25 protein-coding genes and 1 riboswitch are annotated in these 25,940 nt (G+C 46.0%); of the genes, 6 read left to right on the top strand and 19 right to left on the bottom strand.

The features are described from left to right. Positions 1 to 45: 45 nt before the first annotated feature. Positions 46 to 219 carry a hypothetical protein gene (locus ASG89_RS36255; protein ID WP_157276598.1) on the bottom strand — a complete coding sequence of 58 codons (174 nt, stop codon included), beginning with the start codon at positions 217 to 219 and terminating at the stop codon, positions 46 to 48. 84 nt (positions 220 to 303) lie between these two features. Continuing rightward, a riboswitch (cyclic di-GMP riboswitch) is annotated at positions 304 to 408 on the top strand. Between the two features lie 42 nt (positions 409 to 450). On the opposite strand from ASG89_RS36255, the gene ASG89_RS10705 reads away from it, so the two are divergent. Beyond that, a complete protein-coding gene (locus ASG89_RS10705; RefSeq protein WP_057310566.1) occupies positions 451 to 639 on the top strand; it encodes a hypothetical protein in 189 nt (62 codons plus the stop codon). A gap of 221 nt (positions 640 to 860) precedes the next feature. Here the strand turns inward: ASG89_RS10705 and nrdR are convergent, their stop codons facing one another. After that, complete coding sequence (gene nrdR, locus ASG89_RS10700) at positions 861 to 1,340, bottom strand: transcriptional regulator NrdR (protein ID WP_056616650.1); 480 nt, start codon at positions 1,338 to 1,340, stop codon at positions 861 to 863. A gap of 111 nt (positions 1,341 to 1,451) precedes the next feature. Between nrdR and ASG89_RS10695 the strand changes: the two genes are divergently transcribed. After that, complete coding sequence (locus tag ASG89_RS10695; protein ID WP_057310565.1) at positions 1,452 to 1,670, top strand: alpha/beta-type small acid-soluble spore protein; 219 nt, start codon at positions 1,452 to 1,454, stop codon at positions 1,668 to 1,670. A gap of 99 nt (positions 1,671 to 1,769) precedes the next feature. Here the strand turns inward: ASG89_RS10695 and ASG89_RS10690 are convergent, their stop codons facing one another. The 5 genes from ASG89_RS10690 to polA form a co-directional block, all read right to left on the bottom strand. Then, complete coding sequence (locus ASG89_RS10690; protein ID WP_057310564.1) at positions 1,770 to 2,357, bottom strand: lytic transglycosylase domain-containing protein; 588 nt, start codon at positions 2,355 to 2,357, stop codon at positions 1,770 to 1,772. Beyond that, on the bottom strand, positions 2,354 to 2,950 hold the full coding sequence (gene coaE / locus ASG89_RS10685; RefSeq protein WP_057310563.1) for a dephospho-CoA kinase: 597 nt from the start codon (positions 2,948 to 2,950) through the stop codon (positions 2,354 to 2,356). Before coaE ends, ASG89_RS10690 begins: the two co-directional genes overlap by 4 nt. Before the next feature lie 35 nt (positions 2,951 to 2,985). After that, a complete protein-coding gene (locus tag ASG89_RS10680) occupies positions 2,986 to 3,726 on the bottom strand; it encodes an MntP/YtaF family protein (RefSeq protein WP_057310562.1) in 741 nt (246 codons plus the stop codon). Between the two features lie 98 nt (positions 3,727 to 3,824). Beyond that, positions 3,825 to 4,685, bottom strand: coding sequence for a DNA-formamidopyrimidine glycosylase (gene mutM / locus ASG89_RS10675; protein WP_057310561.1), 861 nt, complete (start codon positions 4,683 to 4,685; stop codon positions 3,825 to 3,827). 56 nt (positions 4,686 to 4,741) lie between these two features. Continuing rightward, positions 4,742 to 7,405, bottom strand: coding sequence for a DNA polymerase I (gene polA, locus ASG89_RS10670; protein WP_057310560.1), 2,664 nt, complete (start codon positions 7,403 to 7,405; stop codon positions 4,742 to 4,744). A 132-nt stretch (positions 7,406 to 7,537) separates the two neighbouring features. On the opposite strand from polA, the gene ASG89_RS10665 reads away from it, so the two are divergent. Next, on the top strand, positions 7,538 to 8,287 hold the full coding sequence (locus tag ASG89_RS10665; protein ID WP_057310559.1) for an HAD family hydrolase: 750 nt from the start codon (positions 7,538 to 7,540) through the stop codon (positions 8,285 to 8,287). Positions 8,288 to 8,300: 13 nt separating this feature from the next. Here ASG89_RS10665 and ASG89_RS10660 read toward each other — a convergent pair whose 3' ends face one another. Further along, entirely contained in the window at positions 8,301 to 10,043 is a 1,743-nt protein-coding gene (locus tag ASG89_RS10660; RefSeq protein ID WP_057310558.1) for a GGDEF domain-containing protein, read from the bottom strand. Positions 10,044 to 10,230: 187 nt separating this feature from the next. Here ASG89_RS10660 and ASG89_RS10655 point away from each other — a divergent pair, with 187 nt between their 5' ends. After that, positions 10,231 to 11,808 (top strand): response regulator, encoded by a 1,578-nt coding sequence (locus tag ASG89_RS10655; protein WP_057310742.1) that lies wholly within the window; start codon positions 10,231 to 10,233, stop codon positions 11,806 to 11,808. A gap of 80 nt (positions 11,809 to 11,888) precedes the next feature. Here ASG89_RS10655 and phoU read toward each other — a convergent pair whose 3' ends face one another. From phoU to ASG89_RS10630, 5 genes are all read right to left on the bottom strand, one after another. After that, the gene (gene phoU, locus ASG89_RS10650; RefSeq protein WP_057310557.1) at positions 11,889 to 12,548 is read right to left on the bottom strand and encodes a phosphate signaling complex protein PhoU; all 660 of its coding nucleotides are present in this window, start codon (positions 12,546 to 12,548) and stop codon (positions 11,889 to 11,891) included. A gap of 23 nt (positions 12,549 to 12,571) precedes the next feature. Next, positions 12,572 to 13,339, bottom strand: coding sequence for a phosphate ABC transporter ATP-binding protein PstB (pstB, locus tag ASG89_RS10645; protein WP_057310556.1), 768 nt, complete (start codon positions 13,337 to 13,339; stop codon positions 12,572 to 12,574). 3 nt (positions 13,340 to 13,342) lie between these two features. Next, positions 13,343 to 14,200 carry a phosphate ABC transporter permease PstA gene (gene pstA / locus ASG89_RS10640; protein WP_057310555.1) on the bottom strand — a complete coding sequence of 286 codons (858 nt, stop codon included), beginning with the start codon at positions 14,198 to 14,200 and terminating at the stop codon, positions 13,343 to 13,345. Continuing rightward, positions 14,197 to 15,135: a phosphate ABC transporter permease subunit PstC gene (gene pstC, locus ASG89_RS10635; protein ID WP_057310554.1), complete on the bottom strand. Its 939-nt coding sequence runs from the start codon at positions 15,133 to 15,135 to the stop codon at positions 14,197 to 14,199. Before pstC ends, pstA begins: the two co-directional genes overlap by 4 nt. A 167-nt stretch (positions 15,136 to 15,302) precedes the next feature. Further along, positions 15,303 to 16,223, bottom strand: coding sequence for a phosphate ABC transporter substrate-binding protein (locus ASG89_RS10630; RefSeq protein ID WP_057310553.1), 921 nt, complete (start codon positions 16,221 to 16,223; stop codon positions 15,303 to 15,305). A gap of 259 nt (positions 16,224 to 16,482) precedes the next feature. Between ASG89_RS10630 and ASG89_RS10625 the strand changes: the two genes are divergently transcribed. Beyond that, positions 16,483 to 18,405: a methyl-accepting chemotaxis protein gene (locus tag ASG89_RS10625; RefSeq protein WP_057310552.1), complete on the top strand. Its 1,923-nt coding sequence runs from the start codon at positions 16,483 to 16,485 to the stop codon at positions 18,403 to 18,405. Positions 18,406 to 18,716: 311 nt separating this feature from the next. On the opposite strand, the gene motB is transcribed toward ASG89_RS10625, so the two are convergent. Together motB and motA are read right to left on the bottom strand one after the other, a co-directional pair. Beyond that, on the bottom strand, positions 18,717 to 19,523 hold the full coding sequence (gene motB, locus ASG89_RS10620) for a flagellar motor protein MotB (RefSeq protein WP_057310551.1): 807 nt from the start codon (positions 19,521 to 19,523) through the stop codon (positions 18,717 to 18,719). Next, the gene (motA, locus tag ASG89_RS10615) at positions 19,520 to 20,317 is read right to left on the bottom strand and encodes a flagellar motor stator protein MotA (protein WP_057310550.1); all 798 of its coding nucleotides are present in this window, start codon (positions 20,315 to 20,317) and stop codon (positions 19,520 to 19,522) included. Before motA ends, motB begins: the two co-directional genes overlap by 4 nt. A gap of 511 nt (positions 20,318 to 20,828) precedes the next feature. Here motA and ASG89_RS10610 point away from each other — a divergent pair. Next, complete coding sequence (locus tag ASG89_RS10610; protein ID WP_057310549.1) at positions 20,829 to 21,692, top strand: aldo/keto reductase; 864 nt, start codon at positions 20,829 to 20,831, stop codon at positions 21,690 to 21,692. A gap of 125 nt (positions 21,693 to 21,817) precedes the next feature. Here the strand turns inward: ASG89_RS10610 and ASG89_RS10605 are convergent, their stop codons facing one another. From ASG89_RS10605 to rhaI, 4 genes are all read right to left on the bottom strand, one after another. Beyond that, positions 21,818 to 22,315, bottom strand: a complete 498-nt coding sequence (locus tag ASG89_RS10605) for a metallophosphoesterase family protein (RefSeq protein WP_057310548.1) — start codon at positions 22,313 to 22,315, stop codon at positions 21,818 to 21,820. Between the two features lie 134 nt (positions 22,316 to 22,449). Next, the gene (locus ASG89_RS10600; RefSeq protein WP_057310547.1) at positions 22,450 to 23,211 is read right to left on the bottom strand and encodes a DeoR/GlpR family DNA-binding transcription regulator; all 762 of its coding nucleotides are present in this window, start codon (positions 23,209 to 23,211) and stop codon (positions 22,450 to 22,452) included. 9 nt (positions 23,212 to 23,220) lie between these two features. Then, positions 23,221 to 24,723 carry a rhamnulokinase gene (rhaB, locus tag ASG89_RS10595; RefSeq protein WP_057310546.1) on the bottom strand — a complete coding sequence of 501 codons (1,503 nt, stop codon included), beginning with the start codon at positions 24,721 to 24,723 and terminating at the stop codon, positions 23,221 to 23,223. Beyond that, on the bottom strand, positions 24,717 to 25,937 hold the full coding sequence (rhaI, locus tag ASG89_RS10590) for an L-rhamnose isomerase (protein WP_057310545.1): 1,221 nt from the start codon (positions 25,935 to 25,937) through the stop codon (positions 24,717 to 24,719). Before rhaI ends, rhaB begins: the two co-directional genes overlap by 7 nt. Positions 25,938 to 25,940 lie beyond the last annotated feature (3 nt).

Genomic DNA, 25,940 nt, shown 5'->3' with positions numbered 1-25,940 from the left:
TCAGGCACTGCAACTTCCTTGTTGCGGTGCTTTTTTTTATGTAGGTTAGGAAGGATCCGAAGCAGTGGCTGGCTCATCTAGCACATAAGCGTGAATAGCTTCTGGACGATTATAGACATAAGCGAGTAGACGAGCTTGATCAAGCCCAAGCGCCTCAGCTACCTTTACTATATCCAATTCATGAATAATTTTTGTGGATTTTGGGCTATTGACGGACATATGCTTCAACCATCCTTCGAATTAATGTAATTAATAGCACGTTAAACCTAACCTGTGATATAGTTTTCATATAAGACGTTATCGGTATGATAAGGGCAAAACCGCTGAAAAGTGGTGACGCAAAGCTAAAGGGACTAAATTGGCAATCATGTCTTCTGACCAAGACCAATATGTCAGCCAGCTACCGCCTCCATCCGATAATGGCAGTTCGACAAAGGAGGAATCAACATCATGAATAAAATGGTAATTGACGGCAATATGAGCATTGACGTAAAGCAATTGATCGATAACTTGCATCTCCCTGATGATGATATTTTGGACATGTTCTCCTTTTCATTTAGCGGCAGCCTATTAACAGCCGATGAAGCCGTCCGATTTATTCATTTTCTTCGAAGTGAATTGGACAAACGGACTCAATAACCGAATTATGCCTTATCGCTCTCAAAAATACAGTCGGTTGATGTCAGTAGAATAATTTTTTTTCATAAGCTCATGAGGGCGCGTCGTTATTGACTTTCCCCTAATGAAACAGCAAAAGACAGCGCACTTGCCGCTGTCTTTTGTTTATTTTTTGTCACATTTCGAAAAAAAACAAATCAATTCGTGTCAACCTCTGATTACCCCGAGCATGCGCCTACTACTTATTTGTCTCGAAGTAGCCCGACGTCATGCTTTCCCAATATTTGCGTTAACTCCTTCAAAAACATGTTAATGTCTTTGAACTGCCTATAAACAGAGGCGAAGCGAATGTAGGCCACTTCATCGACGGGGTACAATTGCTCCATCACAATTTCACCAATGCCAAGGCTATCGACTTCAGCATGTGCCGTTGTACGAAGCTGCATTTCGACTTCGGAGACAAGCATCTCTAGGCGCTCCATGGAAACCGGCCTTTTTTCACATGCACGAATTAAGCCACGCAAAATTTTCTCTCGACTAAATTCTTCCCGACTTCCATCTTTCTTAATCACAATTAAAGGTGTTTCTTCAACCATTTCGAAAGTCGTGAATCTTCTCGCGCATTTCTCACATTCACGGCGCCGACGGATGGATTTATTCTCATTGGCAGACCTGGAATCAAGCACTTTCGTACCAGAATGGTCACAGAACGGGCATTTCATTCGCTTTCATCTCCTTTCTCACTTGGAAATATCTTTACCATATGTTACATGTCTTGAAGTTTGGAGTTCTGCACACAATAGATTTACCAACCGACAAGGAGGTGAACAGACATGAGTTCAAACAGAAGCAGCAATACTTTAGTCGTTCCACAAGCTAATGCAGCCTTGGATCAGTTGAAGTATGAGGTAGCTCAGGAGCTAGGTATCGCTATCCCACAAGATGGCTACTATGGCAACATGACTTCTCGTGACACTGGCTCTATTGGTGGTAGCATCACTCGTCGCCTGGTACAAATCGCAGAACAATCTCTAGCAGGTCAATTCAAGTAATCTTGAATAACACACGCTTTTGACTCTGCAAAACAGGAAGTATTGGACTTTACGCTCCACTAGGAGCTAGTCCAATGCTTCTTTGTTTTGTGCGACTAATTAAGCTTCAGCACCCTGCCACTGTTCGGAGTCTGTATAAAGCTTCGTATACTTCTCATAATAATAAAGGACGCGCTGTACATAATGACGGGTTTCACCAAATGGAATATCACGGATATTGTCTTCGGAACCGTCCCAGACATTATTATTTTTCCACTTATTCACATTCCCTTGACCTGCATTGTACGCTGCTATCGCATAGATTAAATTCCCATTATAATGCTTGATTAACCAATTCAAATACCATGACCCTAAATAAATATTAATATCGACTCGAAGCAAATCTTCTTGTGTATGAGGCCCTAAATTCGAGGATTCAACAATCCAATCAGCGGTATCAGGCATAAGCTGCATGAGCCCTACTGCCCCTTTGCTTGATTCTAAATGATATTTATAATTCGTTTCGACGCGAATAATGGCTGCTATTAGAAATGGATCTATATTGTGTTTCGCCGCGCTCTGCTTAATCTCCTGCTGAAAGTAGATTGGGTAAAGCTTTCTACCTATAAATGCGCTATTCATGAAGAGAATCATGACAAATACAATGAGCAGAAGAGCAAACATTCGCTTTTTTCGAAAGAACGTCATGCCAATCCCTTCCCTACCCAGAACAGCTCCACCCTCATGTTGGTTTCTTCCCAAGTCCCGCTATTGTCAATCACGATATCTGCTAGTTTTCGTTTCTCCTCAATTGACATCTGCGCATCAAGTCGAAGTTGGGCCGTCTCCATAGACAAGCCATCTCGCTGCATCAGACGTTCTAATTGCAAGTGACGCGGAATATACACGACCATGATCTCCTCAAACATCGAGACCAGATTCGATTCTATGAGTAAAGGAACATCAACCACCACCAACTTGGTGGGGTAGTCCCGTTCATACAAAGTCATTAGCTCGCGCATCCTTGTCCGAATAGGAGGATGCAGTAAGCCCTCTAGCTGCTTGCGCGCTTCAGGCGATCCAAAGATAATTTCACCAAGCTTCTTACGTTGCAGAGATCCATCAGATCCAATGACAGCTTGTCCAAACTGCGCAGCAACCTGTTCAAGAACAGGACTGCCAGGCTCGACAACATCGCGAGCGATCTGATCGGCATCGATTAAAAGAGCACCACGGCTAACGAGCATGCGGCTAACCGTACTTTTTCCACAAGCAATTCCTCCAGTTAAGCCGATATTCATAAGCGTTTCTCTCCTAAAGGTTCATTGTTAGTGAACTATAGCATTTTCAAAAGTCCCATGACAATAAGTACACATCCTGGAAGAATAGAAAGCTTCTTCATCCAGTTCATTTCAGCATATCTGAAACCAACTCGCAAGCCAACCGCAAGCAAGGATCCGCTGGAAATCGAAATAACAGAAGCCGTTAATAACGGCACGAATCCGATAAGAGCAGCACCAATTCCCGCTCCGAAGGCATCCAAAGAGAGCGCTAAGCCGAGCAACGTAGCCTCAGAGGCTGAGATATTGCCTGACTTATCTACATCCGCTATGGAAGGCGTACGTAGGATTTGAATCACAAGCCCAAAGCGTTTGAGTTCAATGCTGAGAATCTCTTTGGTCCGCTGCAACGTATCGAACGTCACCGGCTCCACGTAGCCAGAGTTGCGAATCTCTCCGTAGGGCATGCTGCTAACCATTGCTTGATCTACCTCAGCAGTTGTTTGCTCTTGTTGCGATTGGTTTTTCTGCCCTTGTCTCATTTGAACAAGAGCCCACACACCAATACCAATTAGAATGATTGCCCCAATACGCTTGGCAACTTCAGGGGACATGAAGGAAGACATCAAAACGCCGATCTGCATCGAAGTAAAAATAATGATCCCAGACCAAAGCGATATAATTCCAATAGAGATAAGTGGTATTCGTATTTTGCGTAACCCGTACATCACACCAACACCGAAACCGTCCAAAGAAACTGCGAATGCCAAAATGAGCAGAGATATGACAGGAAGCATACAAACCCTCCTAAGCGTTTTACCTGAATAACAGGCCTCATGGGCTGTTACCTAGGCTAAGTACTCCATATCATATGGGGAGGGTACGCTTCTCGTGCCTATTTCTCCGACTTCTTTCGCGACCGCTTGGGCTTTAAAGGTTGACAAGTGAGACATATGTGAGTCCCTCTGCCTCCTACGACGGTTTTCACTATCTCTTGTCCGCATGTTTTGCACGGTTGTGACTGTCTGCCATAAATGTTCAATTGGTGCTGAAAAAGGCCGATTTCACCTTGTCCATTCACGTAGGATTTAATGGAAGAACCGCCTACCTCAACGGAATCTTGGAGCGTACGAATAATCGCCTCGTGCAATAAACCAAGCTCGTTCTTGCTGAGCGAGGAAGCTTCCCGTTCGGGATGAATCCCTGCCATGAAGAGGGACTCGTCTACATAAATATTCCCGATGCCCACGATATATGCTTGATTGAGCAAGAGCGGCTTGATCTTCGTAGCTCGATGGGCAATCACCCCGTGAAATGCTTCAAAGGTGAACGCCTCATCGAGCGGCTCAATTCCGAGTTTCACTAGCGGCGGCTGCGCAAGTTCATCGCCCTTCGGGAACAGATGCATCGTGCCAAATTGCCGCACATCCTTGTACCGCAGCTCACTCTCATCCGTAAATCGAAACAATACATGGGTGTGAGGCTCGAGTGGATCATCACCTGCGTATAAACCATAGCGACCTTCCATACGCAAATGGGAGACCATCACGTAGTCCGTAAGCACGAAGCGAAGAAACTTCCCTCTTCGTTCAATCGTTTCAACCGTTTGTCCTTGCAGCAGCGTTTCAAACTGCTGAATATCGTCCGGCTTCTGGATAATACGAGGCAGCCTAACCTTAACATGGGCGATTGTTTTGCCTGTAATTAGTTCATTTAGTGTTCGTTTGACGGTTTCGACCTCGGGCAGCTCAGGCAAGGTGTTCACCTCCTTCTAGGTGTTGGGAGCGGCACTTCAAGCCGCTTGATCCCCTGTTACTTCGCATCATACCAAGTAAGACCGAAATCAACGTCTGCACGTAATGGAACGTCCAACTTCAGCGCAGATGCCATGACTTCTGGCACGAGTTCCTTCATCGTTTCCAGCTCATCAGCCGGCACTTCAAAGACAAGCTCATCATGAACTTGAAGCAGCATGCGGCTCTTCAGTCCTTCTTTAGCCAATCTGTCAGCCATCTGAACCATGGCAAGCTTAATGATATCTGCAGCTGTCCCTTGGATCGGTGTATTCATGGCAGTACGTTCTGCGAAGGAACGTATATTAAAGTTCGAATGCGTAATTTCAGGTAATAAGCGCCGGCGCTGAAGCAAAGTAGTTACATAACCGTCCCTGCGAGCATCCTTGACGATTTCATCCATATATCGACGAACCCCTTGGAACACCGCGAAATACTGTTCAATGAACTGAGAGGCTTCCCGACGGGTAATATCTAAGTTCTGAGAGAGGCCGTAGTCACTTATACCGTATACGATTCCGAAGTTAACGGCTTTCGCTTGGCGGCGCATATTGCTGTCAACGGCGCTTTCCTCCACGCCGAAGACATCCATCGCCGTCTTCGTGTGAATGTCCATATTCTGAAGGAATGCTTCCTTCAGCTTCTCATCCTGCGAGATATGCGCTAGCACGCGCAGCTCGATCTGGGAGTAATCCGCAGCAAGCATGTACCATCCAGGCTCGGATGGAACGAAAACTTTGCGGATCTTACGGCCCTCCTCCAGACGAATCGGAATGTTCTGGAGGTTCGGGAACTGGGAGCTGAGACGTCCCGTCGCGGCAATCGTCTGCCGGTAATAGGTGTGCACCTTACCGGTCTCAGGCCGCACCTCTTTGAGCAGCCCCTCGACGTACGTCGACTGCAGCTTTGCCAGCGAGCGGTAGTGCAGGATCTGCCCGACAACTTCGTTGTAGGGCGCAAGTCGCTCCAACACCTCGGCATCCGTCGAGTAGCCGGTCTTGGTCTTCTTCGAAGCTGGCAGCCCCAGCTTCTCGAACAGAATCTCACCGAGCTGCTTCGGTGAGTTGATGTTGAACTCGACGCCGGCGAGCTTGTAAATGCTGGACATGATCGTGTCCAGCTGCTTGCCAAGCTCCACGCCGAGCGTTTTAAGCCCTTCGGCATCTACGGCGATGCCGCGCATCTCCATCTCCGCTAGAACGCCGGAGAGGGGCAGCTCAAGCTCGTAGAAGAGTTGATGCATCTCACTCTTCTCTAATTCACCCTGCAGCACGGGCACCATGCGCGCCATCGCCATCGCTTTGCGACCCAAGTGGTCGCTAAGGGCAGCCAGTTCCGGCAGGCGAAACTTCGCGCCTTTGCCGAACACATCCTCGTCTGCCTTCACTGATGGCAGACCATACTTCACAGACAGGCCGCTCAAGCTAAGATTCGACTCCGTCGGATCGAGGAGATAAGCGGCCAGCAGCACGTCGAAATCCACCCCTGCAAGGTGGATGCCCTGCCAGGCCAGCGCCAGCTGCGCGCGGTGCAGGTCGAAGAGCTGCTTCTTCTTGGAAGCATCGCTGAGCCAATCGCGCAGCGGCTTACCTGCCTCGCTTTGCAGCAGGGCAAACGGCACATAATACGAGGTGTTGCCAGCCCCATCGTCAATAAACCAGACAACCCCAACCATGACGGCTTGATGCGGATTCTCGCCAACAGCTTCCACATGGATAGCGGCATGGTCGTCCAATTTGGCAATCAGCTCACCAACATTGGCTTCTGTAACCGCAACGGATTCTAAACTCTCAACGACAAGATCTTCAGCTTCGACGGTTACGGATCCGAAATCCAGCTTCTCTAGCAGTGATTTGAACTCCAGCTTGCGAAACATACTGGATAACGCTTGTCCATCGAAACCATCATAACGGAACGATTCCCAAGCTGTTTCCATCGGAACTTCTCGATAAATAGTAGCCAGCTCTTTGCTCATGAGGGCACTTTTGGCATGCTCTTCCACTTTCTCTTTCATTTTGCCTTTCAGGCTTGCTGTGTTCGCCAACACTTCTTCAACCGTGCCAAAGTCATGCAGCATTTTGAGCGCCGTCTTCTCACCTACGCCTGGAATACCCGGAATATTATCGGAGGTATCGCCCATGAGGCCCTTCAAATCAATAATTTGATTCGGTGTGAGGCCGTATTTTTCTTTAATGGCTTCCGGATCGAATCGATCCATCTCACTAATCCCCTTGCGGGTAATGGCAACCGTAACTTGCTCAGAAGCAAGCTGGAGCATGTCCTTGTCTCCGGATACGAGAAGAACTTTCTCCCCTTTGGCATCCGCTGCTTTCGTCATTGTCCCGATAATATCATCCGCTTCATAACCAGACAGCTCGAATTGCGGAATTTTGAACGCTTTCAGCAGTTCCTTAATCAGCGGGAATTGTTCAGAGAGCTCCGTCGGTGTTTTCGCACGACCGCCTTTATACTCCGCATATTCTGTATGTCGAAACGTAATTTTCCCCGCATCGAAGGCAACGAGAAAATGGGTCGGTTTTTCTTCTTCAATTAATTTCAACAGCATCGTTGTAAAGCCGTATACCGCATTGGTATGTAGACCGCTTGAATTGCTGAGCAGCGGCAACGCATAGAAGGCACGAAACGCAATTGAGTTCCCATCAATAATAATAAGCTTATCCATAAGTTCCACCCCAATTTTAGACATACTTCCTTCATCATAGCATACGAAATAAAAATAAAAAAACGGTTCGCTACATAAACATCTAAGGAGAGTAAGTTTGGATGGTCCGGTCTTCAGAAGGAGGTTCTCCGTATGAGTCCTTTTTTCTCACCCACACGTAAAAAGGTTATATTTTTTGATATGAATAATACCATCTTAGATCGCAGACAATGCTTCGATTCCGCTTTTCTTGAGGTTATGCAGGATTTCACGGCAAGGTGGGAACCAGAGGATACGAAATTGACCGCGCAAGAGGCACTGCTTAGCTATAAGTCCGAATGGAGCCGCCATCGCAAAACGCCTATCCGAAGCCCCATCTCGCCAGACGAGCTGCGGCATATTTGTTTAATCAAAGCACTCCATCCATTTCCAATGCAAGTGACTACGGCGTTTACACGAATCTTCTTCAATCAGATCGAAGAGAAAGAGGACAATTTCGTAGCTTTATTCCCAGGGGTAGAAGACACATTAGAGGTGCTGTCACGTCAATATAAGCTGGCAATTATCTCAAATGGGAATCGGAATCGACTGCAACGTAATTTGGAGAAAATGAAGCTGACCTCATGGTTCGATCAGGAGCGTTTGTTTACAACGGAGAATGATGGACCGCGAAAGCCGCATCCCGCGATTTTTGAGGGAGCCCTGAAATCGATGAACACGGCTGCGAGCCAGAGTGTGATGGTTGGAAATTCGTGGCGGAATGATGTTGTTGGTGCATCTTCTACGGGGATGGATGCGGTCTGGATTCACCCGGCCAATATTAAGAAAATTTCAGAGAGGCGGATCGGGAAGCAAAAAGTGATCATCGTTCGTTCATTCAAACAATTGATCTTTACTTTCTGAACCCGCATAAGTGTTATCCAATCGTTTGAAAACAATAAATACTGCCTTGATGCGCCTTCGCTTTCTTTTTGAGCTGAGCCGCTGTTTGAGAAATATAGTCTAGTGAAATAGGGGACTCACAGCTGCAGATGACTAAGGATAAGGACACCGTGACCCCTTCGCTTTTCACTTGTTTGCCACCCCGATCCACCACATATTCCCAATCTTCATCTTCATAGAACATCCGGACACCCGTTTCGAACCGACTGATGATTTCTTGACACAAGAGTTTCGGTGATAATGAGGTGGAGATCGCAATAAAATCATCCCCGCCGACATGTCCGACAAAATCGCTTGGTGTTCCATAGAAAGCAATCGCTTGCTGCATTAAGTCCGCCATATATTGAATTAATTGATCCCCTTTTTGAAAACCAAAGCGGTCATTGTACCATTTAAAATAATCCAAATCGGCATAAATGACATGGAAAGGCACTCTCGCAGTTATTCGCTTGTTCAATTCGCGATTAATTTGCAAATTCCCAGGAAGTCCTGTTAGTGGATTTGCAACGCGAGCCGACTCCATTTTCACATTCGTAATACTCTCTAGTATCGTTCGAATAGACGCTGAGCCCGCCATTTTCCCCTGGCTTGTAATGATGACAAGGTCGTATAAATGATGAATTGCACGAGAAGTTGCGAGCTGGGACACTTGTTCCACAGGCGTTAACTCATCCACGATCAAAGGAGAATCATCCATCACGCTATCAATCGTTCGATTCCAGTACAGCGAGTAGGCATATTGTCCAGCCAAATGCTGGAATAGACGTTCTCTCATCACAAGGCCGCGCGGCTCATCATCATAAACAATGACAACCCCGACAGCCTCTTGATTCCTTTTGAAAAACTCTGCGACTTCCGAAATTTGCACTTTCGTATGGAACACACCAACGGGTGTTTTCAGTTCGCCAATTTGCCAAGACATCGTACCCCCTTGTACGCTGCGATGCTGCCAAATGGTCATTTTATGTGTGTCTTGAACTGTCGCAATGGTTGTAGAAGGTCTCCCGAGTAAAAAACCTTGCGCATAATGCACACCCATTTGAGTTAATTTGGCTAGCTCCTCAACTTGTTCAATGCCCTCAGCGATCAACGAAATGTTCATTTTCTGAGCAAATGTAACGAAGGTTTCGAGAATATAGGCTTTCACTTTATTCAAATGAATATTTTCAATCAGTGAACGATCGATCTTAATGAAGTCAGGCTGAAGCTCGGCAATCGCTTGGAGTGAAGAATATCCCGCCCCCGCATCATCAATCGCAATACGATAACCTTGTGTCCGATAATGGGCTAGAATTTTCTTGGCCAAAGTGAAGTCCTCGATCGAACTTCTTTCCGTAATCTCGAATACGACATTGCTCGGACGAAGTCCGTACTTCTGCAGAATCTCAAGCGTCTTACCTGGCATAAAGCCAGGATCCTCTAAAACATGTGACGAGATATTAATAAATAACAACTGTTGTGCGTGTTCCAAAATGGATCCTTGTATGGCCTTCTCACGCGCTAACTGCTCTAGACGATATAACTCACCTTGCCCCTCCGCATATTGAAACATCGCAAGTGGCGAATGAAAAGGGCCGTCCACCGGACCGCGAGTTAGTGCTTCATACCCCATCACTTGTCCATCTTGCAAGGATACAATTGGTTGATACACGGAAGAAATACGTTGTTCTTCTATTAATTTATGAAACTCTATCGCGACTTCTGACTGAGTAAGCATGTCCATCATCCTCATCTATTTCTGCTTGTATCCCAAGTCTATCAAATCAAATGATAGGTAAGATTAACCATATGTAAAATGTATGTAAAGACTTTCAGAAAAAAAGAGGGAATTACACTTTTTCCTCGAAAAGGTGAGATATGGATTGTAGGTGCGTATAGCAGATCTCGTGCGGAAAGGACAACAGATGGAACAACAAGTAAAAATCTTGGCGGTAGATGATCGCTATGAAAACTTGCTGGCGCTTAATAGCATTCTGGCCTCTTCTTCCTATGACGTTATTTCATTACAATCAGGGGAGGAAGCACTTCGCTATTTATTAAAAGAGCCTGCTGATCATATTGCTGTTATTTTGATGGATGTGCAAATGCCAGGACTTAGCGGTTTTGAAACCGTAGAATTGATAAAACAACGAAAAGCTTGTCAAGATATCCCAATTATTTTCTTAACAGCCTTGAGCACTTCGATTGAGCATGTATTGCGAGGCTATCATGTCGGTTCGATTGATTACTTATTTAAACCTGTACATCCCAAAATGCTGCGCATGAAGGTGGATGGCTTCGTTAATATGCATCTGAACCATCAGAAGCTGAAGGCTCAAAGCGAGCTTTTACATAAACGCACATTAGCTCTAGAAGAAACGAATCGCAAGCTTGCTGAAGCCGAGGAGAAATTAATAGAGCAAAACTTACTCCTCGAAAATTGGGTCGAAGAACGTACATCTGAGCTGGTCGATGCCCACGAGAAACTTATAAACTCCCAAGAACATTTCAAAAAAATGTTCATCCTTTCCCCCTCCTTAATGGCTATCCGTCGACTTCCTGATCTTGCCTATCTGGAAGTTAATGAAAGCTGGAAGCAGCATACAGGTTATGGAGACGAGATTATTGGTACAGCCTTGAATCTGATGCGTGATGATCACAATAATCCAGCGAAATATGGCGAAATTGTCCGTAATGAGAAGGTTCGTTACGTTACCAAATCCGGCGACATTCGGACTGCGCTCCTATCCACAGAGTTCATCGATATCGAGGATGAAAATTGCTTGCTGCATGTCGCAGTTGATATTACGGAAAGTCTTCGTTTTGAAACCGAAATGGCACGCCTTGCTCAATTAAACCTAGTCGGAGAAATGGCTGCAGGTATCGCGCATGAAATTCGGAATCCAATGACGACCATCCGCGGCTTTCTTCAACTCTTTCAAGAAAATGATCGCCATATGCAAAAAGAATATATCCCCATCATGTTAGAAGAATTGGACAGGGCGAACGAGATTATTACGGAATATCTTTCTCTTGCCAAAAATAAACAATCCTATCAACGTCCTGAGAGTATTAACCGCATCATTGAAAGTTTATTGCCTCTGATTCAAGCAGAAGCTGTCATGTCAGGCAAGCATGTTAATGGTCAGTTCGGCTACTGTCCAGAGATCCAACTTGACGACAAAGAAATGCGACAGCTTATTCTGAACATGTGTATGAATGGGCTTGAAGCCATGAACATTGGCGGCACGCTATCGATCCAAACCTATCACGAACCTGAGCACGTTGTCCTCTTAATCGCTGACCAAGGCAGCGGTATTAAGGCAGAGCATTTGGAGAAGCTAGGTCGCCCCTTCTTCACGACGAAGGATGAAGGGACTGGGCTCGGCTTAGCCATTTGCTATAGTATTGCAGCCAGGCATCACGCTGCGATTGAAGTGAGTTCCGGTCCGAATGGGACGACTTTCCTCATTCGATTCCCGCTTCAATCCGGAAACATTTAAATTCTTCTTGTGTGGAGAGAAAAGGGCCATCCCCGAAGTAGATTTGAGTCTACTACGGGAGATGGCCCTTCTCTATGTCGTTACACGTTCAGATCTTTCCGTTTCCCCGTAACCATGTAGATGACGCCTTCGCCGATATTCGTCGTATGATCTGCCACACGCTCCAAGAAATGTGCAACAAACAACAGATGGGTCAATTGACGATTCCGGTGATAATCCGTTCCCATCATCCCCATCAGTTCCTGCATCACTGTGCTGTACAACTTATCTACACGATCATCCTTCTCGGCCAACGATGCTGCCCTGTGTACATCGCGTTCCGTATAAGAAAGGAGGCTCTCGTGCAACATTTCGATAGCAATTTCAGCCATTTGCGGAATGACTTCTAGCGGCTTCACCAACTCTTCACCTGCAAAACGAATCGTGATCTTGGCAATATCAACCGCATGATCTGCGATACGTTCCAAATCAGTCGCAATCTTAAGCGCCGTTCCAATAATTCTCAGATCACTAGCCATGGGTTGTTGAAGAGCAATTAATCGTAGGCAGAGCTCATCAATGGTCATTAAATAATCATCAATGAGATCGTCCTTCTGGATGACTTGCTGTGCGGCTTTCTCGTCCAGCTTGGCAAGGGACTCTACGGAGGTATAAATTAAATCCTCTACACTTTCCCCCATTTGCTGTAATTCCTTCTGCAGTAGTGCCAACGACAGGTGAAACCCTGGTCTTGCATCCATGTGTATCTCTCCCTTTATGTGTTTTAACCGAAACGTCCGGTAATGTAATCTTCTGTACGTTGATCATTCGGATTCGTGAAGATCTTATCGGTTTGGTCGGTTTCGACTAAATAACCGTTCAGGAAGAAAGACGTTCTATCTGAAATTCTCGCTGCTTGTTGCATGTTGTGTGTCACGATGATGATCGTATATTTCTCTTTTAACGTTTGTGTAAGTTCTTCTACTTTCAATGTTGAAATAGGATCCAAAGCCGAGGTCGGCTCATCCATCAGCAGAACATCTGGTTCTACAGCGAGCAGCCGTGCAATACACAAGCGTTGCTGTTGTCCACCGGATAATCCCATCGCAGACTTATTCAGACGATCCTTGACTTCGTCCCAAAGTGCAGCTTGTTTGAGACTGCGTTCTACAATTTCATCTAACACAGCCTTCTTCTTGATCCCATGAATTCGTGGACCATAGGCGATGTTATCATAGATGCTCATTGGGAATGGATTCGGACGTTGAAATACCATGCCCACACGTTTACGCAGCGAAACGACATCGGAATCGGGGCCATAAATATTGTGTCCATCCACGGCTACATTCCCTGTGATCCGCACACTATCAATAAGATCATTCATACGGTTTAAGGTACGCAGGAAGGTAGATTTCCCACAACCGGAAGGTCCAATCAAGGCGGCAATGGTTCCTGTTTCAATGCTTAGATCTACGTCGTGAAGCGCCTGATTATCTCCATAAAATAAATTCAATTTCTCTGCTTTAATTTTATACTTCGTCGCGATAGCCATATGTTATTTCCCCCCGGAAAGTCTTTTTTGTAAGATTCGACTCGGTATCGATACCAGCAGATTAAAGATTAAGACAACGATTAAGAGTAGAGCAGCACTGCCTTTAGCAATTTCTTTTGCATCCGGAACAAGTGCTTCTGCACCGATGTACCAGAGATGAACAGAGAGCGTCTCTCCCATTTTGAGCGGGTTGAAATCAGGGAAAAAGCGTGAAACGGACAACCCAGCCGTGTAGATGAGAATTGCTGATTCACCAAGTGCACGACCGGCAATCAAGGTGATCCCGGTAATTAAGTTTGGTAATGCTGCTGGAATGAGCACCTTACGGATCGCCTGCCATTTAGTTGAGCCCAGTGCCAAACTTGCTTCCCAGTAGGAGTCAGGCACAGTGCGAATGGCTTCTTCCGTAACCCGTACCATGACGGGAAGATTCAACAGTGCCACGGTGGCCGCGCCGCCAATGATTGAAAATTTGAGCCCAAGCAAATTAGCGAATAATAGAAATCCGAATAGACCAAACACGATAGATGGTACGGAAGATAGTGCCTCAACGGAAATTCGGACGAGGTCCGTGAACCAATTCTTTTGTGCATAAATCGCTAAGTAAATACCTGAAAATAAACCGATCGGAATCGAAATCACGAGTGATAGGAACAGCACATAGAACGAGTTGAACAGTTGTGGCCCTACACCGCCGCCCGCTTTAATCTCTTCGGGTTTACCGAAGATAAAATGCCAGGATAAGTGCGGGATTCCATCGCCTAGGATGCGGACGAGAAACCATGCCAGTATCCCGATAATGACGATGCCCGATGTCCAGAAGTATAGGGTCGCGATACGATCCGTTGTTTTACTTGTCATTTGAGTTCACTCCTCTTAGCTACGATACGAATGATGAGAATGAGAGATAAGGAGATGACAAGGAGAAGCAGCGCCATCAAATAGAGCGCATTGTTCCAAGTTGAGCCGTAATTCGTATTCCCCATATCTTTAACGATGGCTGTTGTTAACACTGTCGTTGAATCGAGAAGCGATTTGGGCATTTGAGGCGAGTTCCCAATAACCATGAATACGGCCATCGTTTCCCCGATCGCGCGGCCCATCCCGAGGATGATTGCCGTCAGAATACCAGGTCTTGCCGCTGGCAAGAGTACACGCCACATCGTTTGCCACCGTGTTGCTCCTAATGCCAGTGAAGCTTCTTCTAAACGACCCGGAAGTGAACGAATGGCATCTTCTGAAATGGACAGAATAGTAGGGAGAATCATAATGGCTAAGATGATAGCCGCTGGTAAAATACCGTAAGCCACTCCGCCTGTCATTCTGCCTAATGCCGGCACAATGACTGTCATCCCGATCAATCCATAGACAACGGATGGAATGCCGACGAATAAATCAGTTGCAGGACGCATGATCTCACGCATCCATTTGGGAGCAATTTTCGCCATAAACAACGCACCTGATAAGGCTAGCGGAACGGAGATAACGACAGCTACAAGTGTCATGAGCAATGTGCTGTATAGAAATGGAAATGCACCGAATTTATTTTGACCAGGCGTCCAGTCGGTTGAGAAGAAAAACTCGAGAGGACTCACACCTTGAAAAGTTTTGATCCCTTGCATACCAACGAAAACAATGATAGAGAAAATGATGGCAGAAACTAAAGCAGCACTACCTACAAACAACCACCTCATTATTCGATCTTGTCGATGCTGATTTTGAGTCCACTTGGTGACGACAGGGCGACTTTCATTTGATTTCACGCTGCTGGTTAGTTGATCTACTATGGAATTCACTGGGTGATTCCCCTTTCTCTACAATACACAAGACTTACTATTATCATAGAATACGAATGTCATTGGATCGTAAATGATTTGTTAAGGGAATGTAAAAGTTTTGGTCAATAACTCGACATAGAAAAAGAGCGCCGCATGTATATGCAGACGCTCTTGTTGAAAAACTCTTATTTCCCCAATAAATCAGCTGGCAAGAACTTCAACTCACGAACTTGCTTCGCTTGGAAATCTTTGTTGGAAATGTACTCGATGAAGGCTTTAACAGCACCTGTCGGTTCGCCTTTTGTGTACATATGCTCTACACCAAACAATTTGTAAGTGCCGTTCTTAATGTTGTCTTCTGTGAAAGCTACACCATCAATTTTCAAAGCTTTTAACGTGTCATCGATGTAAGGTGTATCCACATAACCAATAGAGCCGGATTGTCCTACAACCGCTGTTTTCATTGCACCACTGTTTTCTTGTGTAATACCGTCTTTCGTGAATTCTTTGCCATCCAAAATAATTTGTTTGACAAGTGTACGGGAACCTGAGCTGTCCGGACGGTGAACAAGAACGATTTTCGCGTCATTGCCGCCAACTTCTTTCCAATTCGTGATTTTACCTGTGTAGATATCCGCTGCTTGTTGTTTCGTTACGTTATCCACTTTCACATCTTTGTTTACGATTAGAGCGAAAGGTGCGATTGCTACTTTGTGATCCTTTAGACCTTTATCTTTATATTCAGCAGAAAACTCTACGTCGGAGTTCCCGATGTCGGATGTTCCGTCTGCTACGTTTTTAATTCCTGTACCTGAACCACCAGCAGTCACGTTAATGGTTACTTTCGGGTTCTTTTCCATAAATTCAGTTGCTGCTTGTTTAACCAATGGTAGAAGTGCGCTGGAACCGGAAGCTGTAACTGTACCGCTTAATTCTGTTTTCGGAGCATCCGTCGGCTTAGCAGAAGCTGAAGCTGCTGTCGTCGCTGCCGTTGTTGCTGCCGCATTGTTTGTCTCTGTTTTAGCACCGCAACCAACCAAAGTCCCCATCATTAATACCGCGGATAGTGTAAATGTAATTCCTTTTCTCGACATGAAGTTAAACATAGTTTGCATGTCCTCCTTTGAATGTATGTGCTGGATTTGGTTATGTTCGATCCCCATCTACTTGTGTGTCGAACGACCTTACTTCCATATGGTAGCAAGCGAATGTAAATTACAAACCCACGAAACGTTAACGTAATGTAAAACTTTTAATTTACAAATCGTTTACATAGTTCGACGCTTTAGTTAATAGAAGCCCCCTATATTAATAAGTAATTAGACGAATGGTGTCTAAGCTTGTCTATATATAGGAGGAATACATATGATTAGATTGATGATGTCAAACTTCTCTATGCGTGCAAAATTAATTACAAGCTTCGGTGGTGTACTGCTCATTTTCTTAAGCGTTGCTCTGTTCAATCTTTATCAGGTAACACAAATCAAGCAGCATATGATCGTTCAAAATGATAAGGTCGCTCTTAAAGTAATGGCCCTAGAGCTTAAGAATTTGGTTCAGGAGATGAACATCATTGCTGCTGGACTTGAAATCTCCAAGAAACCCGAATTTATTGAGAAATACAATAGTAATCGGCAGCCCTACAATGATTTCATTAAGAAGATCGGCGATACCGCCAGTACCCCTGATCAGCAAAAATGGCGAAGCCAGTTAATCCAAGCCTCGGTTGATTACATTAACAATTTCGATTCAGCAGCTAAAATGGTTCAGGACCCCAACATCAAGCCAACTGATCTTCAGATTAATCTGTTGTACTTATATAGTGAATCCCAAGAGTTGAAGGATATCATCTTTGGTTTAGTCGATAAATTTTACATAACCTATGCCGACGGTTCTGCAGCTGCAATTGCTGACTCCTCCAAAGCACTCAATAATAGCCGTACGATTATGTTGGTTGCTTCTGCTTTCGTTTTCTTGCTTACGTTGGTTATCGCTTTTCTCATTGTTACATCGTTCACGCGTCCGATCTCTGTTCTGCAAAAAGCCGTTGCTCGCATTGCATCCGGAGATTTAACCCACACCATTAATTCCTCTGCCACTGATGAGCTAGGGCAATTAAGTAATAACTTTGACCAGATGATACGGCAAGTTCGCCTCATGCTTGGTACAACAAAGGGGATCGCTTCATCTCTATCTGCGCATTCGCATGAATTTCATCGCTTCTCCCAGCTGACGGCCTCGGCAAATTCAGATATTCTCAAAGCGATTCACGAGATATCGACAGGCGCGGATGAGCAAGCGATGAAAACAGAGAGCAGCTCGCTGCTCATCGCCGAACTTGAAGAAGAGATCCGCGATATCAACGCGTATACCCATGAAATGAAGCGCAGCAGCGACGCGGCTGCTCTCGATACGCAGCAAGGTACTGCATCCGTGCAGGCGCTCAAAGCGTCAACTGCGCAGTCGCAGCTCCTGCTGCAGAAGGTGGATGCGGCGATGCAGACGCTCAGCGCCAGCTCGAAGCAGATCGGCGCCATCGTGCGCTCGATCATGGAGATTTCAACGCAGACGAATGTCCTAGCGTTGAATGCCGCGATCGAAGCGGCCAGAGCCGGCGCGCACGGCCGCGGCTTCTCTGTGATCGCGGAAGAAGTGCGCGAGCTGTCCCTCCAAACGAACGGATCGTCGAAGACGATCAGCGGTATCATCGGGACGCTGCAGGGGCAGATTCAGGAGTTGCAGCTATCGTTGGTCGATGCGCGTGAATCTGCACTGACGCAAAGCAGCCACGTGGAGGAGACTTTCGGTTCCTTCAGCAGAATTGAGCAGTCGACGTTAGTCATCCGTGAGCAGATTGTACAGATTCATCAGAAAATCGAACAAGCCCAGTCGAAGAACGATCGCTTGGTCGATTCCGTGCAGTTTGTTGCCGCCATTGCGCAAGAGACAGCTGCCGGTGTTGAAGAGGTAAACTCGACCAGTATCCAACAGGACGCGTCGATCCGGCGTATTGCGGAAGAGTCGGATGATATTCTTGAGCTGGCTCAGCAGCTTTTTGCAGAAATTAGCAAGTTTCAAATTGCGGAGGTTATAGGAGTGGATGAGCCAATAGAGATCCATGCGGCTGAAGAAAGCATCGTGGAACAAATTGTGGAACAAATCGCAGCGATTGAACAGGAATTGAACGAAGAGCTTGTATTTGAACAGCTGCCTGATGTCCAGCAACATAAGGAACTCAAGAACCAGGAGCAGCTCCAAGACAAGAAAGAATTGGTCGGGGTTAAGTAACAATTAACACATAACACATAACACATAACACATAACACATAACACTTACATGATAAGAGGTTGTTTCAGCGGTAGAACAACTAGGGGCCGTTTTTACACCTGAATTAGTCGGTTTCACCTGAAATAATCGACTTACACATAAGAAATAGCGCTGCTTCTTACTCGTAAGTCGAAGTAACTAGATTTCTTCGACTTACACCCTCCTATCCGTGTCCCCGCGGTTTTTCAATTCCCCTTTCTCTTGCACACGGCAGCGAATTGCACATAATCAAAAGAGCTAAGCACTTTGTAAGCTGCTTAGCTCTTCTCATTTATTTCGCTATCTCATCCGATGCTTTGATGTTGCGGAGAATGCTCACTTCTACTCGGCGATTCTTGGCCCTGCCATCGGTTACCGTATTATCAGCGATAGGGCGATACTCGCCATAGCCAACTGAGGAATAAGAAGCAGGCTGAATCTTCGTATTAACGAGCAGCAATTTCATAAAATTCACAGCACGCTTGGCACTCAAATCCCAATTCGTTTCAAAATCTGCTCGGTGAATCGGTATATTATCCGTATGTCCAGCCACTTCGACCTCATAGCCAGGGTATTGCCCCAGTAAATTCGACATCGATGTGGCTAGGTTCTGGGACTCCTGCTTGATCGTCGCAGATCCAGAATCGAACAACGCTCGATCGCTTATGGTAATCGTCAACTTTTCATTATCCAATTTGGTTGTCAACTGTTCACTCATGTTATTCTCTTTAATGAACGCATCCATACTTTTCTTTAATTCTTCCAGGTCCTTTTCTTCCTTCTGAAGCTTCGCAGCTAGTTGGCTCTCGATTTTATTCTCTTCTTTGGAAGGTGGATTCTGGTTCTTAAAATTATTTTTCGTCGAGTTTGCTGCATCCTCAATTGGAATTAAATTCGACATGGCGAAGGGCGCTTCACCACCAGTGAAAGCATTATTTAAAGATCGCATGATGGAATCGTATTTCTTAGAGTCTAACTGACTAGATGCAAACAAAATGATAAAGAGGGCAAGGAGTAAAGTCAATAAATCCGCATAGGGAATCAGCCAGGATTCATCGACATGTTCTTCATGATCCTCATGCTTCTTTTTTTTACTCACTGTCCGGATGCCCCCCCCTCCATACTTTCTTCATAGGACTCACGATCTTTGTTAGCGACAAAAATCATCATCTTCTGCTTCACGGAATTGGCTGACACACCAGATTGGATAGAAAGTAAGCCTTCTACGACCATCAGCTTAATCTCAACTTCTTTCTTGGACTTCTGCTTAAGCTTATTGGCAAAAGGGTGAAAAATAACATACCCCAAGAAAATACCGAACATGGTAGCAACGAAAGCAGCTGAAATTAAGTGTCCCAACTTCTCCACTTCACTCAAATTACCAAGCGCAGCGATTAGTCCGACAACGGCACCAAGTACCCCAAGTGTAGGTGCATACGTACCTGCTTGAGTAAAAATACTCGCATATTTCTTATGTCTTGTTTCCATCTCGGCAATATCTTCAAGAAGAACATCACGCACGAAGTCCGGGTCATTCCCATCGATAATTAGTCGCATACCACTTTTCATAAAAGGATCCGAAAGCTCCTCAGCTTGCTTCTCCAAAGAAAGCAGCCCCTCACGACGTGTAATGCTCACCCAGTTAATGAACGTCTCGATTAATTCTTTTTTTGGCATAAGTTTCTGTTCAGTAAAAATGATTTTTAATAAGACCGGGATTTTCTTGATCTCTTCAAGCGAGAAGGCTAAGAGCAGCGCTGAAGCTGTTCCGCCGAAAATGATTAACGCAGCCGCAGGATTTAATAATGCCGCTAAACTTGCTCCCTTTAGTACCATACCAAAGCCAATGGATACTGCAGCTAGCACAATACCAATAATAGATGATTTCTCCATGCTTAAAGCACCTCTTTACAATCTAATTGTGATTCGTTATGTACACCTTCAATTTGTTTGATCAAGCTTCTCGACAATAAATGATATGCTCTATTCATAATAAGTTTAATTGCGCATTATCACAATCTTTTTTCATCAAATATTAGGACCAAAGTCCTTGGTCGTTCATATTTTTGATCAAATTAGGTCGAATCTTGACGATGAACTCTTGATCTATTAATTTCGTATGAGTAAGCAATATTCCTGCTAAATTCGATCTCTATCCAGTAAAAGAATTCCCTTCGTCTCGTATCCATGTTACGAATGAGAAAAACGCCTATCTTGGCAACCTTCTCGGCCCCCAGATAAGTGCTTCCAAGTGAACCACCATTGACCAGAATCGCACTATTTTTATCATCGGAAAACAAAATTTCTTACTTTCATCTGTGGTAAAATTGGTATGTCTTGGTATCCATTGTGGGAACGATAGGACATAATAACTGCAGCTTGCCATTGTAGGAGGAATGATTGAATGGAGAAAAGACCTTTTGGTTCGACGGGAGCCCATTTCCCACTATTAAGCTTTGGCGCCCAACGCATTGTAGATGAACATAACTGCACGGAGGAAGAAGCGATTCAGATTGTGAATCGAGCAATTGATGAGGGTATAACGTACTTCGACACAGCGCCTAGCTATTCGAAAGGGCAATCGGAAGAACGTCTGGGTAAAGCACTAGCCCTGCGTAGTCGGAGGGACGAGGTATGGATTGCAACCAAGACTCATGACCGAACGCGGGACGGTTCCCTTCGACTTCTCGAAGACAGCCTGAAGCGTCTGCAGACGGATCACGTCGAGGAGTGGCGTCTACATAATATTATGAAAATGGAAGAGCTCGATCAGTGTTTTGCCAAAGGTGGCGCACTCGAAGCTTTAATTGAAGCGAAGGAACAAGGCATGATCAAGCATATCTCGATCAGTGGGCATACGAATCCTCAGGTCCAGCTCGAAGCGATTGATCGCTATCCGTTTGATAGCGCACTTGTCGCATTGTCCGCTGCTGATCACCTTGTTTATAGCTTCGCCCATGAATTCCTGCCCCAAGCCAATGAAAAGGGAATTGCGATCATCGGCATGAAGGTCATGGCGTTGGGCAAATTGGCACCTTGGTATGAGAAAGCTTTGCGCTACACATTGTCTTTGCCGATTTCTACAGCCATTGTAGGTATGGAGTCTATGGAACAACTGGAGCAGAATCTTGCGATAGCGAAAAACTTCAAGCCAATGACCGATCTTGAGCAACTTGATTTCTTGAAGGAAATTATGCATCTGGCGAATCCCGATGTGCTGAAGTGGAAATCGACGGATTGGGTTTCCGGCGAGTGGTATGAGCGGTAGAAATAGTGAATAGAGACTGATTCTTCGGCGCCTGTATACGAAAACAAGGGCTACCCTCAAGTAGAATGATCTACTTTTGGGATAGCCCTTTTTGTTTATCTGGAGAGTAGCAGCTTCACATGAAATCATTCTTTGGAGTCGAAGTAGAAATGCTCTGCCTTCCATTGCTCCCCTAATTGGAGAATGCCATACGAGTAGCGAGGCTGTCTTCTTTTATCCGTGGGTGAACCTGGATTGAACATAATCGTTCCTTGGACATTTTGGAGAAATGGGATGTGTGAGTGTCCAAAGATTACCATGTCGGGCCGCTCAGCCTCGAACGCCTCACGCGCTCTTTCTTCTGTCGTTTTCCGGAAGCCATCCCCGTGAATAAGCCCTATCCGGAAATTACCGAAGGTTAATAGTTTCTTTTTCCCAAACCTCTCCACAATATCTTCCCCATCATTATTACCGGCTACGGACTCACAGGGAGCAATCTGCTCGACTAGCTCGATGACATGCTCACTCACCCAATCACCTGCATGAATAATTAGATCAACGCCCTGTAGCCCCGCTACAAGAGCATCGGGAAGCTTCTGAACTTTGTAAGATAAATGAGTATCTGCTATAACACCTATTCGCATCGCCTGTATCTCCTTTCAACATCAACTAGCTCTTAAGCATATACTAGTCAGGTAAAAGTAGGAATGCAAATAAGTGTGTGGGAGCAAGAACAGCCGCCCCACTATACATGGGACGGCTGTTTGTGTATGCGCGGCTAATCCAATTGGCGGACTTGCACACCTTTGTCTCGAATACGATCTAGCGATTCCTTGCTCGTGAGTCGATCTGTAATGACATGTTGAATCTCCGACCAACCCGCAACTTGTGTTAAGGCCTGTGTGCCGAATTTGCTATGATCTGCGAGCAAATACGTTTCATCTGCGATGCTGATCATTTTGCGTTTAATGAGCGCTTGAAGCTCATTCGATTCGCTGATGCCGCGCTGCACGTGAACCCCTTTGCAAGATAGAAACAGCTTATGCGCATGGTACATATCCAATGATCTCTCCGACAACGGGCCTACGTAGGATAAGGACTTTGGAGAAAGTAAGCCGCCTGTGGAGATGACTTGAATTTTCTCTTTGCCACTTACCTCTAAGGCAACCTTCATGGAATTCGTGATAATGGTAATCGCCATATCGGGAATCATTTTCGCCATATACCAAGCCGTGGTACTCGCGTCGAGAATGATGCGATCCCCTTCTTGAATATGTGAAATAGCTTCCTTCGCGATGCTGTTCTTGAAATCCGCATGCGCCGTCTCCCGCTCCATGAACGGAACCTCGGTCTGGGCTTCCTTCACACTCACAGCACCGCCGTGGCTGCGCATGAGCTTGCCTTCAGCCTCTAACCGATCCAAGTCACGTCGAATCGTTTCTTCCGTCACCTGACACAGTTCGCTCAGCTCTGTGACGCGCATGCTTCCTTTTTCATTTACCAATTGAACGATTCTCTGCCATCTCTCCGCTACAAGCATCGATACCCCTCATTTCACCGTCGATCGGGAGGCCACCTGACAAAACACTTCATACGCCGCCTGCCAACCCGCCTCATCCTGAGGATGATTCGTCTTGACTGGGAACGAATTCCGAATCAGCTTCCTGGCTTCGCGCAAATTCGCGATAACCCCTAGTGATATCCATTGTACTACAAGGTTTCCTAGGGCACTACCCTCTACTGGCCCCGCCCACACTTCACGCTGTGTAGCGTTCGATGTGAACTGACAAAGCAGTTCGTTCTGGATGCCGCCGCCTACGATGTGAAGTCCACGGTATGTCTTGCCGGAAAGCTGCTCCGTACGTTCAAGAATAAAGCGATATTTCAGTGCGAGGCTTTCCATAATGCAACGCACGATCTCACCATCGGTTTGAGGCACAGTTTGCCCCGTATCACGACAATATTGCTGGATTTGCTTCGGCATATGCGCAGGGTTAAGGAACATATCATCATCCGGATCGATGAAGAATTGGAATGGTTTTACGGCTTCTGCCTGCTTCACGAGTTCGGCAAAACTGACTGATTTCCCTTCCTTATCCCATGCACGTTTGCATTCATTAAAGAGCCATAAACCCATGATGTTCTTCAATAAACGATTCGTTCCGTACACGCCGCCTTCATTCGTGAAATTCCACGCTAGGGCTTGTTCCGTGAGCACCGGAGCACTCGTCTCCGTCCCTAATAAGGACCAAGTCCCGCAGCTTAGGAAGGCAAAGTCATCATCAAGCGCAGGAACGGCAACAACAGCTGACGCTGTATCGTGCTCGCCAACCGCGATGACAGGAATGGAAGGAACATCCAGTTCCTCGCAAACAGCTGGGCTTAGCGATCCAACACGCGATCCCGAAGCGACTGGCGGCAAGAAAATCTGTGCCGGAAGTCGTAATTGCTCGATGAGTGCCGTGTCCCACGTGAAGCTCGTTGCATTAAACAACTGCGTCGTCGTGGCATTCGTGAATTCACTATGCTTTTCGCCTGTCAGGAAGTAGCGAAGAAGGTCTGGAATCATCAGAAACGTCGCCGCGCGGTCAAGTAGTTCAGGATTGTTTTTTTGAAGTGCATAGAGTTGGAAAATGGAGTTGAATTGCAAAAACTGCAGCCCTGTTAGCGCATACAGTTTCTCCCGTCCAACAATCTCCATCACTTGCTCCATCAAGCCATCTGTGTGATGATCCCGGTAATGATACGGGTTCCCTAATAGCTCACCATTTGCAGCCAAAAGTCCGAAATCAACAGCCCATGAATCTATCGCCAAACTCTCGATATTCGTGTAGCCTAGATGTTTGGTTTGTAAAATACCTTGCTTCAACTCATGAAGCAACCGCAAAATGTCCCAGTGCAGGTGGTTGCCCACCTGCACTGGATCATTAGAGAAGCGGTGAATTTCCTCGATCGTGATCCGGCCCGCTTCAGAATCAAGTCGTCCGACGATCGCTCTGCCGCTGCTTGCTCCCAAATCAAAGGCTAGAACTGTCGAAGAAGTACTCACCAGCTTGCACCGCCTTTGCCACGCGCGTTAATTTTCTCGTCATAGCCGCTTGCCAAGTAAGCTTTCATCGGGTCAACCGGCACGCCGATTTCCTCACGAACTGCTTGTAGAAGAGGCGTTACATCGAATTCAAAAGCTTTACGAACCGCATCTTCGGCACCAAGAACATCTTGGTTCGCTTGTGCAGCACGAACTTCTTCAAGGTTAATAAGAAGTGCTTTCGCGTATTGCGTTTGTACGTTTAATACAGAACGCAGCATCGCAGGGATTTTACGCTCAATGTTATGGCTTTGGTCGATCATATACGCAATGTTGTCAGCCGCTTGACGAATCTGTGGATTCTTGTCATTCGCTGCATCAATGATTTGATAGAAAATCAAGAACAATTCATACGGATTCACAGAACCTACGATTAGATCGTCATCACCGTATTTACGTGAGTTGAAGTGGAAGCCGCCTAATTTATTTTCATCCAACAAGTACGTCACGATGTGCTCGATGTTTGTTCCTTGTGGATGATGTCCTGTATCTACGAGGACTTCGGCTTGCGGACCCAATTTGTTCGCCAAATTGAACGCCATACCCCAGTCAGCTAGATCTGTGTGGTAGAACGCAGGCTCATAGAACTTGTATTCGATCAACATGCGCATGCTTGGTGTCATCGCATTGTACATTTCTTTCAGCGACTCATACATCCACGCTTTACGAGCGCGGATATCCACTTGACCTGGGTAGTTGGAGCCGTCTGCGAACCATAAGCTCAACACGTCGGAGCCTACCGTTTTGGCAATGTCTACGCACTCTAGCAAGTGATCCGTCGCTTTGCGGCGAATCGCTGCGTTCGAGTTCGTCACACTTCCGAAGATGTAATCATCTTCTTGGAAAAGGTTCGGGTTCACCGCACCGATGGAAACGCCTAGATCAGACGCATGCTGCTTCAGCTTCGCGTAGTCATCTACCTTGTCCCATGGGATGTGGATGGCAACCGACGGGCAAACACCCGTCAGTTTGTGCACTTGCGCAGCATCTTCGAATTTCTCAAAAGGATTACGCGGTACGCCTGTTTGTTGGTAAACTTTGAAGCGTGTTCCTGAATCCCCGTAGCCCCATGATGGCGTTTCAACTTTCAATGCTTTCAGCTTCGCCTTGACAGCTGCGATATCAATGCCTCTCAGGGCTTGTTGCTCTTCGAATAATGCGTAGGCTTTGTCGCTCATCGG

The sequence above is a fragment of the Paenibacillus sp. Soil766 genome, from assembly GCF_001428105.1.
Classification (GTDB): domain Bacteria; phylum Bacillota; class Bacilli; order Paenibacillales; family NBRC-103111; genus Paenibacillus_E.
Note: the sequence above shows the minus strand (reverse complement) of the source record. Positions and strands in the feature narration are given on the sequence as shown.

Excerpts from the sequence above, each read along its gene's own strand:
- ASG89_RS36255 (WP_157276598.1), bottom strand. The coding sequence starts at position 219 with ATGTCCGTCAATAGCCCAAAATCCACAAAAATTATTCATGAATTGGAT.
- ASG89_RS10705 (WP_057310566.1), top strand. The coding sequence starts at position 451 with ATGAATAAAATGGTAATTGACGGCAATATGAGCATTGACGTAAAGCAA.
- nrdR (WP_056616650.1), bottom strand. The coding sequence starts at position 1,340 with ATGAAATGCCCGTTCTGTGACCATTCTGGTACGAAAGTGCTTGATTCC.
- ASG89_RS10695 (WP_057310565.1), top strand. The coding sequence starts at position 1,452 with ATGAGTTCAAACAGAAGCAGCAATACTTTAGTCGTTCCACAAGCTAAT.
- ASG89_RS10690 (WP_057310564.1), bottom strand. The coding sequence starts at position 2,357 with ATGACGTTCTTTCGAAAAAAGCGAATGTTTGCTCTTCTGCTCATTGTA.
- coaE (WP_057310563.1), bottom strand. The coding sequence starts at position 2,950 with ATGAATATCGGCTTAACTGGAGGAATTGCTTGTGGAAAAAGTACGGTT.
- ASG89_RS10680 (WP_057310562.1), bottom strand. The coding sequence starts at position 3,726 with ATGCTTCCTGTCATATCTCTGCTCATTTTGGCATTCGCAGTTTCTTTG.
- polA (WP_057310560.1), bottom strand. The coding sequence starts at position 7,405 with ATGGATAAGCTTATTATTATTGATGGGAACTCAATTGCGTTTCGTGCC.
- ASG89_RS10665 (WP_057310559.1), top strand. The coding sequence starts at position 7,538 with ATGAGTCCTTTTTTCTCACCCACACGTAAAAAGGTTATATTTTTTGAT.
- ASG89_RS10660 (WP_057310558.1), bottom strand. The coding sequence starts at position 10,043 with ATGCTTACTCAGTCAGAAGTCGCGATAGAGTTTCATAAATTAATAGAA.
- ASG89_RS10655 (WP_057310742.1), top strand. The coding sequence starts at position 10,231 with ATGGAACAACAAGTAAAAATCTTGGCGGTAGATGATCGCTATGAAAAC.
- phoU (WP_057310557.1), bottom strand. The coding sequence starts at position 12,548 with ATGGATGCAAGACCAGGGTTTCACCTGTCGTTGGCACTACTGCAGAAG.
- pstB (WP_057310556.1), bottom strand. The coding sequence starts at position 13,339 with ATGGCTATCGCGACGAAGTATAAAATTAAAGCAGAGAAATTGAATTTA.
- pstA (WP_057310555.1), bottom strand. The coding sequence starts at position 14,200 with ATGACAAGTAAAACAACGGATCGTATCGCGACCCTATACTTCTGGACA.
- ASG89_RS10630 (WP_057310553.1), bottom strand. The coding sequence starts at position 16,223 with ATGTTTAACTTCATGTCGAGAAAAGGAATTACATTTACACTATCCGCG.
- ASG89_RS10625 (WP_057310552.1), top strand. The coding sequence starts at position 16,483 with ATGATTAGATTGATGATGTCAAACTTCTCTATGCGTGCAAAATTAATT.
- motA (WP_057310550.1), bottom strand. The coding sequence starts at position 20,317 with ATGGAGAAATCATCTATTATTGGTATTGTGCTAGCTGCAGTATCCATT.
- ASG89_RS10610 (WP_057310549.1), top strand. The coding sequence starts at position 20,829 with ATGGAGAAAAGACCTTTTGGTTCGACGGGAGCCCATTTCCCACTATTA.
- ASG89_RS10605 (WP_057310548.1), bottom strand. The coding sequence starts at position 22,315 with ATGCGAATAGGTGTTATAGCAGATACTCATTTATCTTACAAAGTTCAG.
- ASG89_RS10600 (WP_057310547.1), bottom strand. The coding sequence starts at position 23,211 with ATGCTTGTAGCGGAGAGATGGCAGAGAATCGTTCAATTGGTAAATGAA.
- rhaI (WP_057310545.1), bottom strand. The coding sequence starts at position 25,937 with ATGAGCGACAAAGCCTACGCATTATTCGAAGAGCAACAAGCCCTGAGA.